This is a genomic window from Ferrovibrio terrae (assembly GCF_007197755.1).
Taxonomy (GTDB): domain Bacteria; phylum Pseudomonadota; class Alphaproteobacteria; order Ferrovibrionales; family Ferrovibrionaceae; genus Ferrovibrio; species Ferrovibrio terrae.
Window position 1 is genome coordinate 3,857,450 of record NZ_CP041636.1, and the last position, 13,614, is coordinate 3,871,063.

Consider the following 13,614-nt stretch of genomic DNA (forward strand, 5'->3'; position numbering starts at 1 on the left):
CCCGGAATGCTGTGATGGTGGATACGAGTTGGTCTGTGGCGCAGCCTGCCGTTGACCTCCCAATCGCCGCTCCCGTCTCTGGCCGCAACAATAGGCTCCGGGCAACGCCTCCCCCGGCCCCGGATAGGTTTCGAACCGATGGGGGCCTTCCCGGGCCAGTCCGAACCATTAAGCCCGGTATTCTGCGCTGAATTTGCCAGAAACAATTCTTTGCTATTGATAATGAGTCGTAGTTGCAAAACTTGGCCGTTGGAATTATGACACCTCCATAGCTGGCGCCGGCGATGCCCCACGTCCGACACCCAGCTCGCATCAACAGTTTGCCGAGCCGGCCATTACCGCCGGCCAGATATGGGGAAGTACCGTGACTGCATCCGAATCCCGCTCTTTCCGCACCCTGCCGTTCAGCGGTCTGGCGATTGCTTCCGTCCTGCTCGGCACGACGGCCCTGCAGTCGGCTCAGGCACAACAGGTGGCGGATATGATGCTGTCACCGATCACGGTGACAGCAACCAAGACCGCCCATAGCGCGGATGAGGTTCCCGCCAATGTGACGGTGATCGACAGCAGCGATATCGAAAGCCGCGGCGCCTCCAAGATGGAAGACATCTTCCGTGGCATGCCCGGCGTGGAGATGCAGGGCGGTCCGCGCCGGACCGGTCAGGACATCAATATCCGCGGCTTCGGCGGCCAGCGCGTGGTCACTACGCTGGACGGCGCGCGCCAGAATTTCGACGCCGGCCACAAGGGCCGCTTCTTCCTCGATCCCGAACTGCTGCGCCAGGTGGAAGTGGTGCGTGGCAGCAACTCCGCCCTGCACGGCTCCGGTGCCATCGGCGGCGTGGTGTCGATGGAAACCAAGGACGCCTCGGACTTCCTGGATAGCGGCGAGACCGTCGGCTTCCGCACCAAGTATGGCTACAGCTCGGTGCAGCGTGAGAATTACTACAGCGCCGGCGCCTTCGGCCGCATCCAGGACAAGGTCGACCTTGTCGCCAACTTCTCGTTCCGCGACAGCGGAACCCTGCAGCAGGGCGGCGGACGGGAGCTGGACTACTCGGCAGCCGACATGCACGACACCTTCTTCAAGGCAACGATCCGTCCGGACGAATTCAACAAGCTGTCAGCCAGCCTGATCAAGTTCAATGAGGATACGCAGGCGCCGACCAACCTGGACGCCGTGCCGACCGCCACCAGCAACCCCGTCGTCAACCGCTATACGACCATGACGACATGGGCCGGCACTTATGCTTACGCCAACCCGGACGTGCCGCTGATCAATCCGACCATCCGGGCATACAACAACCAGCTCGATGTGCGTGAAGACCGCGTGATCCCAGCGACCCCGGCCCGCCTGGACGAGTCATCGCTCACAACCTGGGGCTTCGACGCCTACAATACCTCCCGCTTTGTTATGGGCAGCGTGAACCACGCCGTCACAGTCGGCACAGACTACTTCAACGACGATCAGCTCGGCCTGCGCAACGGCGGCGTCCGTTCCACCTTCCCCAGCGCCGGCGGCGAAGTGACCGGCTATTACCTGCAGGATGAGATCACGCTGCTGCCCGGCCTGACTGTGTCGCCAGCGGTACGCTATGACACCTACAAACGCGAATCCTCCGCCATTCCGGATTTCGAGGAAAGCGCAGTGTCGCCGAAGATCGGCGCCACCTGGCAGGCGCTGAACTGGCTGGGCTTCTACGGATCCTACGGCAAGGCCTTCCGCGCACCATCGATGACCGAGGCCTTTGTCGCCGGCCAGCATTTCTTCGGCAACAACTTTGTCTCCAATCCGAACCTGCGGCCGGAAAAGACCCTGACCACGGAAGGCGGCGTGCGCCTGAAGTTCGACAACGTGGCGATGGCGGGCGACAAGCTGCGCCTCAACACCACTTACTTCCACACGAAGGCCGACGATCTGATCGAACTGATCGTCGGGGCGACGACATCGACCTATACCAACATCAACGATGCGACGATCCAGGGCGTGGAATCGGAGCTGATGTATGACACCAACCGGGCCTTCACCAGCATCGGCCTGTCACGCATCCGCGGCGAGAACAACAACACCAACCGGCCTGTCGACTCCATTCCTGCCGACAAGGTGATGGCGACCATCGGAGGCAAGCTGCCCGAATATGGCCTGCGTTTTGGCTATAAGGCCGAACTCGTCGCCGAACAGAATCGTGTCAGTGGCACCAACAATGCCGCCGGCGTCGAGGCCACTGTTGTGCGCACCAACGGCTACACCGTGCATGGCGTGTTCATGACCTGGTTCCCGATGCAGGACTGGCTCGATGGCTTCCGTGTCGACGCCGGTGTCGAGAACATGTTCGACAAGACCTATCGCCGCCATTTGAGCAACCTCTATGAGGAAGGCCGCGATTACCGCATCTCCGTCAGCTACACCAAAGGCTTCTGATTTCGGCCGGCCGGCAGTCCCCTCTGCCGGCCGGTTTTTTCGTTCCACTGCTTGAATGAGGTGACCGTGATGACCAGCCAATCGAATTCCCTTACCGCACGTTGGGCCGAACTGCGTGCCGCCGAACCCAACCTGCGTATCCGCGACGCCGCGCTGAAACTGGGCGTTTCCGAAGCCGAACTGCTTGCCACCCGACTGGGCAGCGGAGTCACTCGTCTGCGCGGCCCATGGTCCGAAATCATTAGCGCCGTGAGCAAGGTCGGCGAAGTGATGGCGCTGACGCGCAATGACTCCATCGTACATGAGCGCCATGGCGTCTATGGCGAATTGTCAGTCGAGGGCAACGGCCATGTCGGGCTGATCCTCGGCGAGGATATCGATCTGCGCATCTTCTTCGGCCCCTGGGCGCATGGCTTTGCCGTCAGCGAAGATACCAAGGCCGGCCCGCGCAGCAGCCTGCAGTTCTTCGATGGTGCCGGGCGCGCCGTGCACAAGATTTACGCCACCGAGAAAACCAACACAGCAGCCTTCCAGGCCATTGCCGAAGTCTTCCGCGCAACCGAGCAGTCGGCCGACCTGGCGATCGTCCCGGCCAAGCCAAAAGCCGCCCCCGCGCCTGACAGCGACATCGACACCGCATCGCTGCGTGCCGCTTGGGCTGCGCTGCAGGACACGCACGACTTCTTCCCGCTGCTGCGCAAGCACAAGGTGGCGCGCGAGCAGGCCTTCCGCCTCGCCGGCCGCGAATTTGCCGAACCGGTCTCGAACGACAGCGCCCGTCGCATGCTGGAGGCCGCCGCGGCCAGCGAACTGCCGATCATGGTCTTCGTCGGCAATCCGGGCATGATCCAGATTCATACCGGCACCGTGAAACGCCTGGTGCCGACCGGTCCGTGGTTCAACGTGCTCGATCCGATGTTCAATTTGCATCTGCGCGAGGACGCGATCGTGTCGAGCTGGCTGGTGCGCAAGCCCAGCGTGGATGGCACCGTCACCTCGCTGGAACTGTTCGACAAGGATGGCGAGCTGATCGTCTCCTTCTTTGGCAAGCGCAAGCCGGGCAATCCGGAGCTGGCTGAATGGCGCGCGCTGGCTGAATCCCTGGTGACCAAGGCTGCAGCATGATGACGCGACTGTCCCGTCGCCGGCTGCTCGCCACGGCATTCGCCGCGGCGGCCACCCTGCCGCATGCCGCCTTTGCCAACACGCCGCGGCGGATCGTCGTGGCGGGTGGCGCATTGACCGAGATCGTCGTCGCGCTCGGCGCAGGCGACCAACTGGTGGGCGTCGACCAGACCAGCCTGCATCCGGCGACGGTGCGCAGCCTGCCGCAGATCGGCTACCTGCGCACGCTGGGTGCCGAAGGGATCCTGTCGCTGTCGCCTGACCTGATCATCCTCTCCGACCAGGCCGGCCCACCGACGACGATGGCGCAACTGCGCGGTACCAAGGTGCCGATGCTGGTGGTGCCCGAGAGCTATATCGAACCGGCGGTGCCGAAAAAGATCCTGGCCATCGCCGATGCCGTCGGCCGCCAGCCCGAAGGCAAGGCCCTGGCCGCCACCGTCGAGGCCGACCTGCAGGCGGTGCAGCGTATGGTGGCCCCGCTGCGGCGGCCACGCGTGTTGTTCGTGCTGAGCACCAGCAATGGCGCCGTCCTCGCGGGCGGCCGGGAGACCGCCTCCGATGCCATGCTGCGGCTGGCTGGCGCGCAAAATGTCGTCACCGATTACAAGAGTTTCAAACCGCTGAACGCCGAGGCGGCGCTGGCTGCCGATCCCGATGCCATCCTGCTGCCCGATCATTCCTTCGAGGCGCTGGGCGGCAAAGACGGCATCACCAAACTGCCGGCGCTGGCACAAACCACCGCCGGTCGCGCCGGCCGCATTTACACCATGGACACGCTCTACATGCTGGGCCTGGGACCGCGCATCGCCCATGCGGCGCGCGACCTGGCGGCGATATTGCATCCCGGCAGCACACTGCCCGCCCTGCCGGCGCGCGCCTGGCTATGAACACGATCGAGGCTGCGGCCGGCACGCCGCTGCGTCTGCGCTTTCCGCTGTTGCTGGGCCTGGCTGTCGCCCTGCTGGTGGCCGCGATGATCGCCGGCCTGGGTCTCGGCGCGGTCAGGCTGTCACCCGGCGAGGTGATCGCCACGCTGTTCGGCCAGGCTGTGGAAAGCCGCCACGAAACCATCATCCTCTATTTGCGCCTGCCACGCGTGCTGCTGGCCGGTCTGGTCGGCGCGGCGCTCGGCGTCTCGGGCGGCGTGATGCAGGGCCTGTTCCGCAACCCGCTGGCCGATCCCAGCCTGATCGGCGTCTCGGCCGGCGCCACTGTCGCGGCTGCCAGCGTGATCGTACTGACCGGCTGGATCTTCCCGCCCAGCTGGCAGCCGGTGCTGCTGCCGCTCGGCGCCTTCGGCGGCGGCCTGCTGGTGATCGCGATGATCTACCGCGTTGCGCTGGTCAACGGCACCACCGTCGTGCCGATGCTGCTGCTGGCCGGCATTGCCTTCAATGCCATTGCACTTTCCCTCACCGGGTTCCTTGTCTTCATCGCCAACGACGCCCAGCTGCGCGACATCTCCTTCTGGACCTTCGGCAGTGTCGGCGGCGCGCGCTGGCAGACCGTGCTGATGGTGGCGCCCTGCGCGCTGGCACCCTTCTTCGCCCTGCCCTGGTTTGCCCGCTCGCTGGATGCGCTTAACCTCGGTGAACGCGAGGCGGGCCATCTCGGCTTTCGCGTCGAATGGGTCAAGCGGCTGGCCTGTCTGTGCACGGCGCTGGCGGTCGGTGGCGCCGTGGCGGTCAGCGGCACGGTGGGTTTCGTCGGCCTGCTGGTGCCGCATGTGGTGCGTATGATCGCTGGACCGATGCATGGCAGGCTGCTGCCGCTCTCCGCCATCCTGGGCGCAGCATTGCTGATCGGTGCCGACCTGGTGGCACGAACCATCGTCGCCCCGGCCGAACTGCCGCTCGGCCTGCTGACCTGCCTGATCGGCGCGCCGGTCTTCCTCAGTCTGCTTTGGCGGGCGCGGGCGGGGTTCAGCGCATGAGCCTGCTGGTCGAAGCCCTTGGGATTGAACGCCGCGGTCGCCGGTTGCTGGATGGCGTATCGCTTGACCTGCAGCAGGGCGAACTGCTCGCCATCGTCGGACCCAATGGCGCCGGCAAGACCACGTTGCTGTCGGCGATGGCCGGCGATCTCGCACCGGATGCGGGCTCGGTGAAACTGGACGGCCGCATGCTGGCGCAATGGACGCCGCTGGCTCTGGCCCGCCGCCGCGCCGTGATGCCCCAGGCCTCACGGCTTGGCTTCTCGCTGGCGGTCCGCGCCGTGGTGACGCTGGGCCGGGCACCCTATCGCGACCGCGCCGATGCAGCCGCAGATGCTCATGCCGTCGACCGCGCATTGAAAGCGGCCGATATCCTGCATCTGGCCCAGCGCGCCTATGACACGCTGTCAGGCGGCGAGCAGCAGCGCGTGCAACTGGCCCGCGTGATCGCCCAGCTCGATCTTGATACTGATGGGGCCGCGCCGATCCTGCTGCTGGACGAACCAACCGCCAGCCTCGATCTGGCGCATGCCTACGGCGTGCTGCAACTGGCCCACCGGATGTCCCGTCATGGTGTGGCCATCGCCGCCGTACTCCATGACCTCAGCCTCGCCTACCGCTACAGCGACCGCGTGCTGGTGCTGAAGGACGGCCGTACGGAAGCGCTGGGCGATCCCCGCAGCGTGCTGAATGTCGACCTGGTGCGACGCGTGTTCAGCGTTGAATCGCAGGTGGTGGACGACTGCCTGATGATCCGCGGGCCAGCGCTGCCCGCGGTCGCATAAGCCTACTTGGTGCCGTAAATCCGGTCGCCGGCATCGCCCAGGCCCGGGCGGATATAACCGTGCTCGTCCAGCTGGCGGTCGACCGAGCAGGTGTAGACCATCACGTCGGGATGGGCTTCCTGCATCACGCGCAGTCCCTCGGGCACCGTCAGCAGGCAGACGAACTTGATCTGCACCGCACCGGCTTCCTTCAGTCGCGTCACGGCGGCGGCGGCGGAATGGCCGGTCGCCAGCATCGGATCGACCACGATCACCAGACGCTGCGCCACGTCGTCGGGCAGCTTGAGGTAATACTCCACCGGCACCAGCGTCTCGGGGTCGCGATAGAGGCCGACATGGCCGACGCGGGCCGAAGGCACCAGATCGAGCATGCCGTCCAGGATGCCGTTGCCGGCACGCAGGATCGAGACAAAGCAGAGCTTCTTGCCCGCCAGCAGCGGCGCCTTCATATGCTCCAGCGGCGTCTCGATATCCACCTTCTCCAGCGGCAGGTCGCGGGTGACCTCATAGCAGAGCAGCAGGCTGACCTCGCGCACCAGACGGCGGAATTCGGCGGTCGAGACCTCCTTGCGGCGCAGCAGGCTCAACTTGTGCTGCACCAGCGGATGCTGAACCACGGTGGCATTGGGAAACGCGTTCATCGGTGACTCTCCCCCGGGAATGAAATCAGAAAACCGTGCCGTCGCTGGCGATGATCAGCGGCGGGCCGCCGTCAGCAGGGCGCTTCTCCCTGGCGATGCGGCGGCCGGCCGCCCAGGTGCCGCCTTCCAGGATGCGGGCCAGCGGCATCTCGGCCGCCGTCTTGCCCAGCCGTTCGCGCACCGGATCGGCGATATGGTCGAGCAGCGCCAGCGTCAGCGCGCGCCATTCCACCACGGCCTCGTCTTCGACCGGGACGGGGTATTTCTTCAGCGCATCGTGGCGCACGACGAGCACACCCAGGTCGATGAACAGGCCGCCATTACGGTATTCCGGCAGACCCGTGAGGTCATCCAGCCCGGTCACGGTGATGCCGGCATCCTCGAAGATTTCGACCAGCGAATAGGTCAGCCACTGCGACAGCTTGTGAAACGGAATCAGACCCGAGGTCAGGTCGTCGCTCATCAGGCCGCGATGGCGCCAGACATCGCCCAGATTGACGCCCGCCAGCGTAATGCGCGACGGCCAGATCGGGCCGAGGCCTTCCAGCACGGCCGCGAGAATGGCGGTGGCCGGCAGCTTGCCATCCTTCACGGCACTGCTGAGCAGGTAATCGTACAGGCCGCCGATGCGGGCATCGCTGCCGAACAGATCAGGCCGGCTTTTCAATGCCTGGCCGAGATTGCGCATCAGCGCCGCGCGGCCGTCCACGCCGACCAGCGGATTGCCGTCCGACACCTGGAAGGCATGCGCAATGGCATTGGGCGCCAGCGGAATCAGACCGGCGGCATCGGCACGCAGCGGTTTCGACTTGTCACCCGAGAACAGTCCCGCCTTGAAGGCATGCAGGCTGGCCACCGCCAGACCTTCCGAGCGCGTGACCGTGCGGCCCTCTTCATCGTATTTCCACTGCGGCCCGGAACCGGCATCCAGCAGTACGCTGGTGACGCAGAGATCGAAGCGGATGCGGGCGATCTCGTTCTTGTCCGCGTTCAGCGTCTTGGCAAGCTGCCCCCAGCGGTCGATGCCGCCGGCCGCGAAATGCCGCCAGCGCGCGTGATAGGGAATCTGCAGCGTGGGATAATTCTGCCGGATCGTCTCGGCGACATAGTCGGCGGCCGCCGGCACCGCCGAGAGATGCAGTTCAAAATTCGGCATCGCGTGACGCTCCGCCAGACTGAACATGGCATGGCAGCGTTCGCGGATCGCCTTGGTGGTGCGCAGCCAGGCAACCGCCTGGGCCGGATCGTGCAGATTACTCACGCATCTTACTCCTCGAGACCACGGCCCTTGGCCTTCTTCAACTCATCCTGGTCCGGCACCTTGTCGGTGAAATAGCCGGCTGCCTTCTTGGCATCCATCTCAACCCGCGCATCGGCCGGGATCAACTCGTCGGGGATCGGCACCCGCTCGACCACCTGGATGCCGCTGGCCACGATAGGCTCGAACTTCATGTTGCTCATCGATACCAGCCGGTCGATGCGGCTGATGCCGAGCCAATGCAGGATGTCGGGCATCAGCTCCTGGAAGCGCATGTCCTGCACACCGGCGACGCATTCGGTGCGCTGGAAATAGGTCTCGGCGCGATCACCCATCTCCTGCCGCTTGCGCGCGTTGTAGACCAGGAATTTGGTCACTTCGCCCAGCGCGCGGCCTTCCTTGCGGTTATAGACGATCACGCCGACGCCGCCCTGCTGGGCTTCCTCGATGCAGACTTCGATGCCATGGGCCAGATATGGCCGGCAGGTGCAGATATCCGAGCCGAACACATCCGAGCCGTTGCACTCATCATGGATTCGGCAGGCGATCCTGGTTGCCGGCTTGCCCAGCTTGGTGATGTCGCCGAACAGGTAGACTGTCATGCCGCCGATGGGCGGCAGGAAAACCTTGAGGTCGCCGCGCGTCACCAGTTCGGGGAACATGCCGCCGGTCTGCTCGAACAGGCCGCGCCGCAGCTCGGTCTCGCTGATGTTGAACCGCTTGGCCACGCCAGGCAAATACCAGACCGGCTCAATGGCCACCTTGGTCACCTTCACATCGCCATTGGCCGCGAGGATATTGCCATCCGGCTTGAGCCGGCCGGCGCGCACGGCATCGTGCAGCTCGGGCATGTTGATATGCGCCTTGGTCACCGCGATGGTGGGGCGGATATCCCAGCCAGCATTGATCTGCTTGGCAAAGACCTGGCTGGTGATATGGCCCCAGGGATCAATGGAAACGATCTTTTCCGGATCGGCCCATTGCGGGAACGGGCCCAGCGGTTCGGCCGGCGCGGTGTTGGTCAGGTCCGGCTTGTGTTCGGCCTTGAGCTGCCCGGCGGCGATGGCAAGGGCACGGTAGAGAGAATAGGCGCCCGAATGCGTGCCGATCGCATTCTTGCCGCCGGGATTTTTCAGCGTGGCGACCACCGGCCCGCGCTGCGCCGGATCGGCCGCGCCCCATTCGAGCGGCAGCGGCTTGGCGCCGACATTGCTGCTCGGATGCGAGGTGAGGACGATGGACTTCGGCGTCGGCTTCTTCTCGTTCGGAATGTTCGGGATGTCACTCATGGTCTGTACCCAAAGCTAGGAGGGCCCGCCGTGCGCAACGGCGCGGCGAGGTTGGCGAATTCACACAGCAGCGGACGAGTGTCGCGCGGGTCGATGATCTCCTCGACCAGGAAGGCTTCTGCCGTGCGGAATGGCGAGCGCACCTGGTTCAGGCGCGCCTCGATCTCTTTCAGCAGCGCGGCGCGGTCGTCGGCCTTGTCGAGATCGGCGCGATAGGCCGCCTCGATGCCGCCTTCCAGCGGCAGGCTGCCCCAGTCGCCTGAGGGCCATGCATAACGGTAGCGCAGCCGCGTGTGATTGGAATGCCCCGCACCCGCCACACCGAAAGCCTTGCGCATGATGATCGAGCACCAGGGCACGGTGGCCTGGTAGACTGCCGTGAGCGCACGGGCACCATGACGGATCGTGCCGCTCTGCTCAGCCTCAGGCCCGATCAGGAAGCCCGGAATGTCGACGAAATGCACCACCGGCAGGTGGAAGGTCTCGGCCAGATCGACAAAGCGCGTGATCTTGTGCGCCGCATCGGCGGTCCAGCCGCCGCCATAGTGATACGGATCGCTGGCGAGAATGGCGACCGGCCAGCCATCCAGCCGCGCCAGACCGGTGATCACCGAGCGGCCATACAGCCGGCCCATTTCCATGAAGCTGCCGGCATCCACCGTCATCTCGACGATCTCGCGCGTCTTGTACACGCGGCGGCGATCACGCGGCACGATGGAGAGCAGCTTTTCCTCGCGACGATTGGGGTCGTCTTGCGGCACGATACGCTGCGGCAGGTCGTAGACCGAGGGCGGCAGGTAGGACAGGAAACGCCGTGCCGCGGCGAAAGCCTCTTCCTCGCTGGCGACCGCCAGATCGATGGCGCCGGCGCGCTCATGGATCTCGGTGCCGCCGAGTTCCTCCTTGGTCATCTCCACGCCGGTGCGCGCCACCACCGGCGGACCGGCGATAAACATCTGCGAGATGCCTTCGACCATCACCGAGAAATGGCTGCTGACCGTGCGGGCAGCACCCAGCCCGGCGACAGACCCCAGCGCCAATGCCACGACCGGCACGGTGGAGAGATTCGCCACGACATGTTCCCAGCCGGGCATCAGCGGCACATATGTCCGCCCTTCCATCTCCAGCGACTTGACCGAGCCGCCGCCCCCGGTGCCATCGACCAGCCGCACCATCGGGATGCGCAACTCGCGCGCCATCTGTTCGGCATGCACCTGCTTCTGCCAGATCGCGGCATCTGCCGCGCCACCGCGTACCGTAAAATCGTCGCCGCCGACCACCATCGGGCGGCCATCGATCTTGCCGCGGCCAAAGACGAAATTGGTCGGGCTGAACTCTTCCAGGCTGCCATCGGTGCCGTAGCGCGCCCGGCCGGCGATGGCGCCGACCTCGTGGAATGAACCGGAATCGAGCAGGCACGCGATGCGCTCGCGCACCGTCAGCTTGCCACCGTCATGCTGGCGTTTGATCTTGTCAGGGCCGCCCATCTGGCGGGCCATGTCTTCACGTCGCCGTAGTTCGGCGATCTCGGCTTCCCAGCTCATAAAACAGGCCTCGTTGGCACTGGAAAGCGATGGAGTGTAACGCCGCCCCGGGCGGTCCACAACGGCCCGGATAGCCCTCGGCTCCGCCCGTCGCCAAACCTTAACGCGTCATCCTTAACGCGGGGGCAGCCCGGATTTTTCACCCCCCGCTGTCACAGCCGGCCGCCCCGCCCCGTCTATGCAGCGAAACCCTCACAGGAGAGACCCATGCACCCCCGACTGAACGACCATATCAAGCTGGCCCCCGAAGGCGTGAAGGCGATGATGGCCCTGGAAACCAGCATCGCGAAAAGCGGCCTGGAAGAGAGCCTGCGCCATCTGGTGAAGCTGCGCGCCTCGCAGATCAACGGCTGCGCCTTCTGCATCCACATGCACACCACCGACGCCCGCAAGCATGGCGACAGCGAAATGCGGCTGTATATGCTGAATGCCTGGCGCGAGAGCCCGCTCTACAGCGACCGCGAACGCGCGGCCCTGGCCTGGACCGAGGCGCTGACCCTGGTGGCGCAGACCGGCGCGCCGGATGCCGATTACGAGCTGGTGAAGGCGCAGTTCTCGGAGGCCGAACAGGTGCAGCTCACCCTGCTGATCGGTGCGATCAATGTCTGGAACCGGCTGCAGGTCGGCTTCCGCGCCGCCCATCCGGTCAGCGAGAAGGACAAGGCGGCGGCCTGATCGCCGCCTAAACCCGGGCGATCGTCGCCAGTGCCGTGGCGACGATCTTCTCGGTGCCGTCTTTCACGGCATAGACATCGGCGCGCGTCACCACCTGACGCCCGCCGGCCTTGATCACTTCGCCCACTGCCGTCAGTTCTTCGCCAATGGCCGGCGCCAGCAGGTTGAGCTTGTATTCCGAGGTGACGACGTCACCCACCACCGAAGCGGCCGCCCAGGCACAGACCGTGTCGGCCATGTAGCCAACGATGGCGCCATGCGCGAAGCCGTGATGCTGCGTCATCTCCTTGCGGATCGCAGCCGAGATCTTCACCCGGCCGGGATCGAAATCGAGCAGCTTCGTCCCCACCCAGTTGGTGAAGGGGCTGATGGCGATGGCCTGTTCCATCATCTCGCGGGTGAGTTGCACCTTCGGAACGGTTCCGGTCATACGAGGGCTTTCTGCAGGAGTTTTCCGATGCGGCGCAGCGGCTCGGCGGAATGCTGGGTGCGCGCCAGGATGATGGCGCCTTCCAGCGAGGCGATGGCCCACAGCGCGAGATCACTGGCGTCTTTCGCAGACTTGCCGTCGCGACGCAGCTTGTCGGCCAGCGCATCGACGGCTGACTGGTAGCCGCGCTGGCAGGCGAGCCGCAGCGGCTCACTGAAGGCACCGGTCTCGACCGCCACGATGGTGAGCGGTGAGCCGTCGCGAAACGCGGACTCTTCCAGCCAGATAGCGAACTGTACCGACAATGCCTGCACGGCATCGGCGGCCGAGCCGGTACGTTCAATCGCCTCGTCCAGCGTGTGGCTGAAACATTCGGCCGACCAGTCGACAGCGGCCTCCGCCAGTTGCTCCTTGCCCTTCGGGAAGAAGTAATAAAGCGAACCCTTCGGCGCGCCGCTTTTCTCGACGATCTCGTTCAGCCCGGTGGCGGCATAGCCGCGCCGCGACATCAGCTTCGCCGTCATGGCCACGAAACGCTCGCGGGTCGTGGCCGGCGTCTTCGCCGGCAGCAGGGTCGCGGTCTTGCTCATGCGTTGATTATATAGACTGGTCTATTTAATACAAGACCAAAGAAAAGGGCGGTTACCCGCCCTTCCCACTTCTGAACTCAGAAACTGCCCGGATAGTTGCCGCCATCCAGCAGCACATTCTGGCCGGTGAAATAGGCCGCCTGCACCGAGCAGAGGAAGGCGCAGACCTGGCCGAATTCTTCCGCCGTGCCGAAACGGCCGGTCGGAATCGTGCCGGCCTGTTTGACGATCTCGGCTTCCAGCTCGTCGCCCTGCTTCTTGCTGGCGGCGCCGATGGTCTGCTTCAGGCGGTCGGTCAGGAAACGGCCCGGCAGCAGGTTGTTGATGGTGATGCCGTCCTTCGCCACCTGGCGCGACATGCCGGCCATGAAACCATGCAGGCCCGAGCGTGCGCCGTTGGAGAGGCCGAGCACCGGGATCGGCGCCTTCACGGCACTGGAGGTGATGTTGACGATGCGGCCGAACCTGCGCGCCGCCATCTTGTCGACCACGGCCTTGGCCAGCAGGATCGGCGTGATCATGTTGCCATCCACCGCCTTGATCCAGTGCTCGCGATCCCAGTCGCGGAAATCGCCCGGCGGCGGTCCGCCCGCATTGTTGACCAGGATGTCGATCTCGCCCGCCGCGGCCAGCGCCTCGCTGCGCCCGGCTTCGGTGGTGATGTCGCCGGCGACCGTCTTCACCGTCACACCAGGTGCGACCTCGCGGATTTTTTTCGCGGCGGCTTCCAGCGTCTCGACAGTGCGCGCCGTGATGGTGACATGCACGCCCTCTTTCGCCAGCGCCATCGCGCAGCCCAGGCCCAAGCCCTTGCTCGCGGCGCAGACCAGCGCGTTACGACCCTTGATACCGAAATCCATCACGCTCTCCTTTTAAAACCAGCGCTCAACACATAGCGCCATCAGGCAGTCGGTTCCAG

The 13,614-nt window shown here is 65.0% G+C and carries 13 protein-coding genes; 6 read left to right on the forward strand and 7 right to left on the reverse strand.

Translation table 11 applies throughout. The annotated features are described in order from the left end of the window. Nucleotides 1-364 precede the first annotated feature (364 nt). The 5 genes from FNB15_RS18880 to FNB15_RS18900 all read left to right on the forward strand — a co-directional run bounded on the left by FNB15_RS18880 (nucleotide 365) and on the right by FNB15_RS18900 (nucleotide 6,268). Complete coding sequence (locus tag FNB15_RS18880; protein WP_144258208.1) at nucleotides 365-2,422, forward strand: TonB-dependent hemoglobin/transferrin/lactoferrin family receptor; 2,058 nt, start codon at nucleotides 365-367, stop codon at nucleotides 2,420-2,422. Between the two features lie 69 nt (nucleotides 2,423-2,491). Further along, nucleotides 2,492-3,547, forward strand: a complete 1,056-nt coding sequence (locus FNB15_RS18885) for a hemin-degrading factor (protein ID WP_144258209.1) — start codon at nucleotides 2,492-2,494, stop codon at nucleotides 3,545-3,547. Then, nucleotides 3,544-4,437, forward strand: coding sequence for a heme/hemin ABC transporter substrate-binding protein (locus tag FNB15_RS18890; protein ID WP_144258210.1), 894 nt, complete (start codon nucleotides 3,544-3,546; stop codon nucleotides 4,435-4,437). Before FNB15_RS18885 ends, FNB15_RS18890 begins: the two co-directional genes overlap by 4 nt. Continuing rightward, entirely contained in the window at nucleotides 4,434-5,483 is a 1,050-nt protein-coding gene (locus FNB15_RS18895) for a FecCD family ABC transporter permease (protein WP_144258211.1), read from the forward strand. The genes FNB15_RS18890 and FNB15_RS18895 overlap by 4 nt, the downstream gene beginning before the upstream one ends. After that, the gene (locus tag FNB15_RS18900) at nucleotides 5,480-6,268 is read left to right on the forward strand and encodes a heme ABC transporter ATP-binding protein (RefSeq protein ID WP_144258212.1); all 789 of its coding nucleotides are present in this window, start codon (nucleotides 5,480-5,482) and stop codon (nucleotides 6,266-6,268) included. The genes FNB15_RS18895 and FNB15_RS18900 overlap by 4 nt, the downstream gene beginning before the upstream one ends. Before the next feature lie 2 nt (nucleotides 6,269-6,270). On the opposite strand, the gene upp is transcribed toward FNB15_RS18900, so the two are convergent. From upp to FNB15_RS18920, 4 genes are read right to left on the reverse strand one after another with little or no spacing between them, the layout of a single operon-like run. Next, nucleotides 6,271-6,909: a uracil phosphoribosyltransferase gene (gene upp / locus FNB15_RS18905; RefSeq protein WP_144258213.1), complete on the reverse strand. Its 639-nt coding sequence runs from the start codon at nucleotides 6,907-6,909 to the stop codon at nucleotides 6,271-6,273. A gap of 25 nt (nucleotides 6,910-6,934) precedes the next feature. Next, the gene (locus FNB15_RS18910; protein WP_246068729.1) at nucleotides 6,935-8,170 is read right to left on the reverse strand and encodes a URC4/urg3 family protein; all 1,236 of its coding nucleotides are present in this window, start codon (nucleotides 8,168-8,170) and stop codon (nucleotides 6,935-6,937) included. Nucleotides 8,171-8,175: 5 nt separating this feature from the next. Next, entirely contained in the window at nucleotides 8,176-9,456 is a 1,281-nt protein-coding gene (locus FNB15_RS18915; protein ID WP_144258214.1) for a GTP cyclohydrolase II, read from the reverse strand. Then, on the reverse strand, nucleotides 9,453-11,000 hold the full coding sequence (locus FNB15_RS18920) for an acyl-CoA carboxylase subunit beta (protein WP_144258215.1): 1,548 nt from the start codon (nucleotides 10,998-11,000) through the stop codon (nucleotides 9,453-9,455). Before FNB15_RS18920 ends, FNB15_RS18915 begins: the two co-directional genes overlap by 4 nt. A 207-nt stretch (nucleotides 11,001-11,207) precedes the next feature. On the opposite strand from FNB15_RS18920, the gene FNB15_RS18925 reads away from it, so the two are divergent. Beyond that, complete coding sequence (locus tag FNB15_RS18925) at nucleotides 11,208-11,675, forward strand: carboxymuconolactone decarboxylase family protein (RefSeq protein WP_144258216.1); 468 nt, start codon at nucleotides 11,208-11,210, stop codon at nucleotides 11,673-11,675. Between the two features lie 7 nt (nucleotides 11,676-11,682). Here the strand turns inward: FNB15_RS18925 and FNB15_RS18930 are convergent, their stop codons facing one another. The 3 genes from FNB15_RS18930 to FNB15_RS18940 form a co-directional block, all read right to left on the reverse strand. Beyond that, nucleotides 11,683-12,105, reverse strand: a complete 423-nt coding sequence (locus FNB15_RS18930; RefSeq protein ID WP_221932683.1) for a PaaI family thioesterase — start codon at nucleotides 12,103-12,105, stop codon at nucleotides 11,683-11,685. After that, nucleotides 12,102-12,695: a TetR/AcrR family transcriptional regulator gene (locus FNB15_RS18935; protein ID WP_144258217.1), complete on the reverse strand. Its 594-nt coding sequence runs from the start codon at nucleotides 12,693-12,695 to the stop codon at nucleotides 12,102-12,104. The genes FNB15_RS18930 and FNB15_RS18935 overlap by 4 nt, the downstream gene beginning before the upstream one ends. A gap of 77 nt (nucleotides 12,696-12,772) precedes the next feature. Continuing rightward, entirely contained in the window at nucleotides 12,773-13,555 is a 783-nt protein-coding gene (locus tag FNB15_RS18940; RefSeq protein WP_144258218.1) for an SDR family oxidoreductase, read from the reverse strand. Between the last annotated feature and the right edge of the window lie 59 nt (nucleotides 13,556-13,614).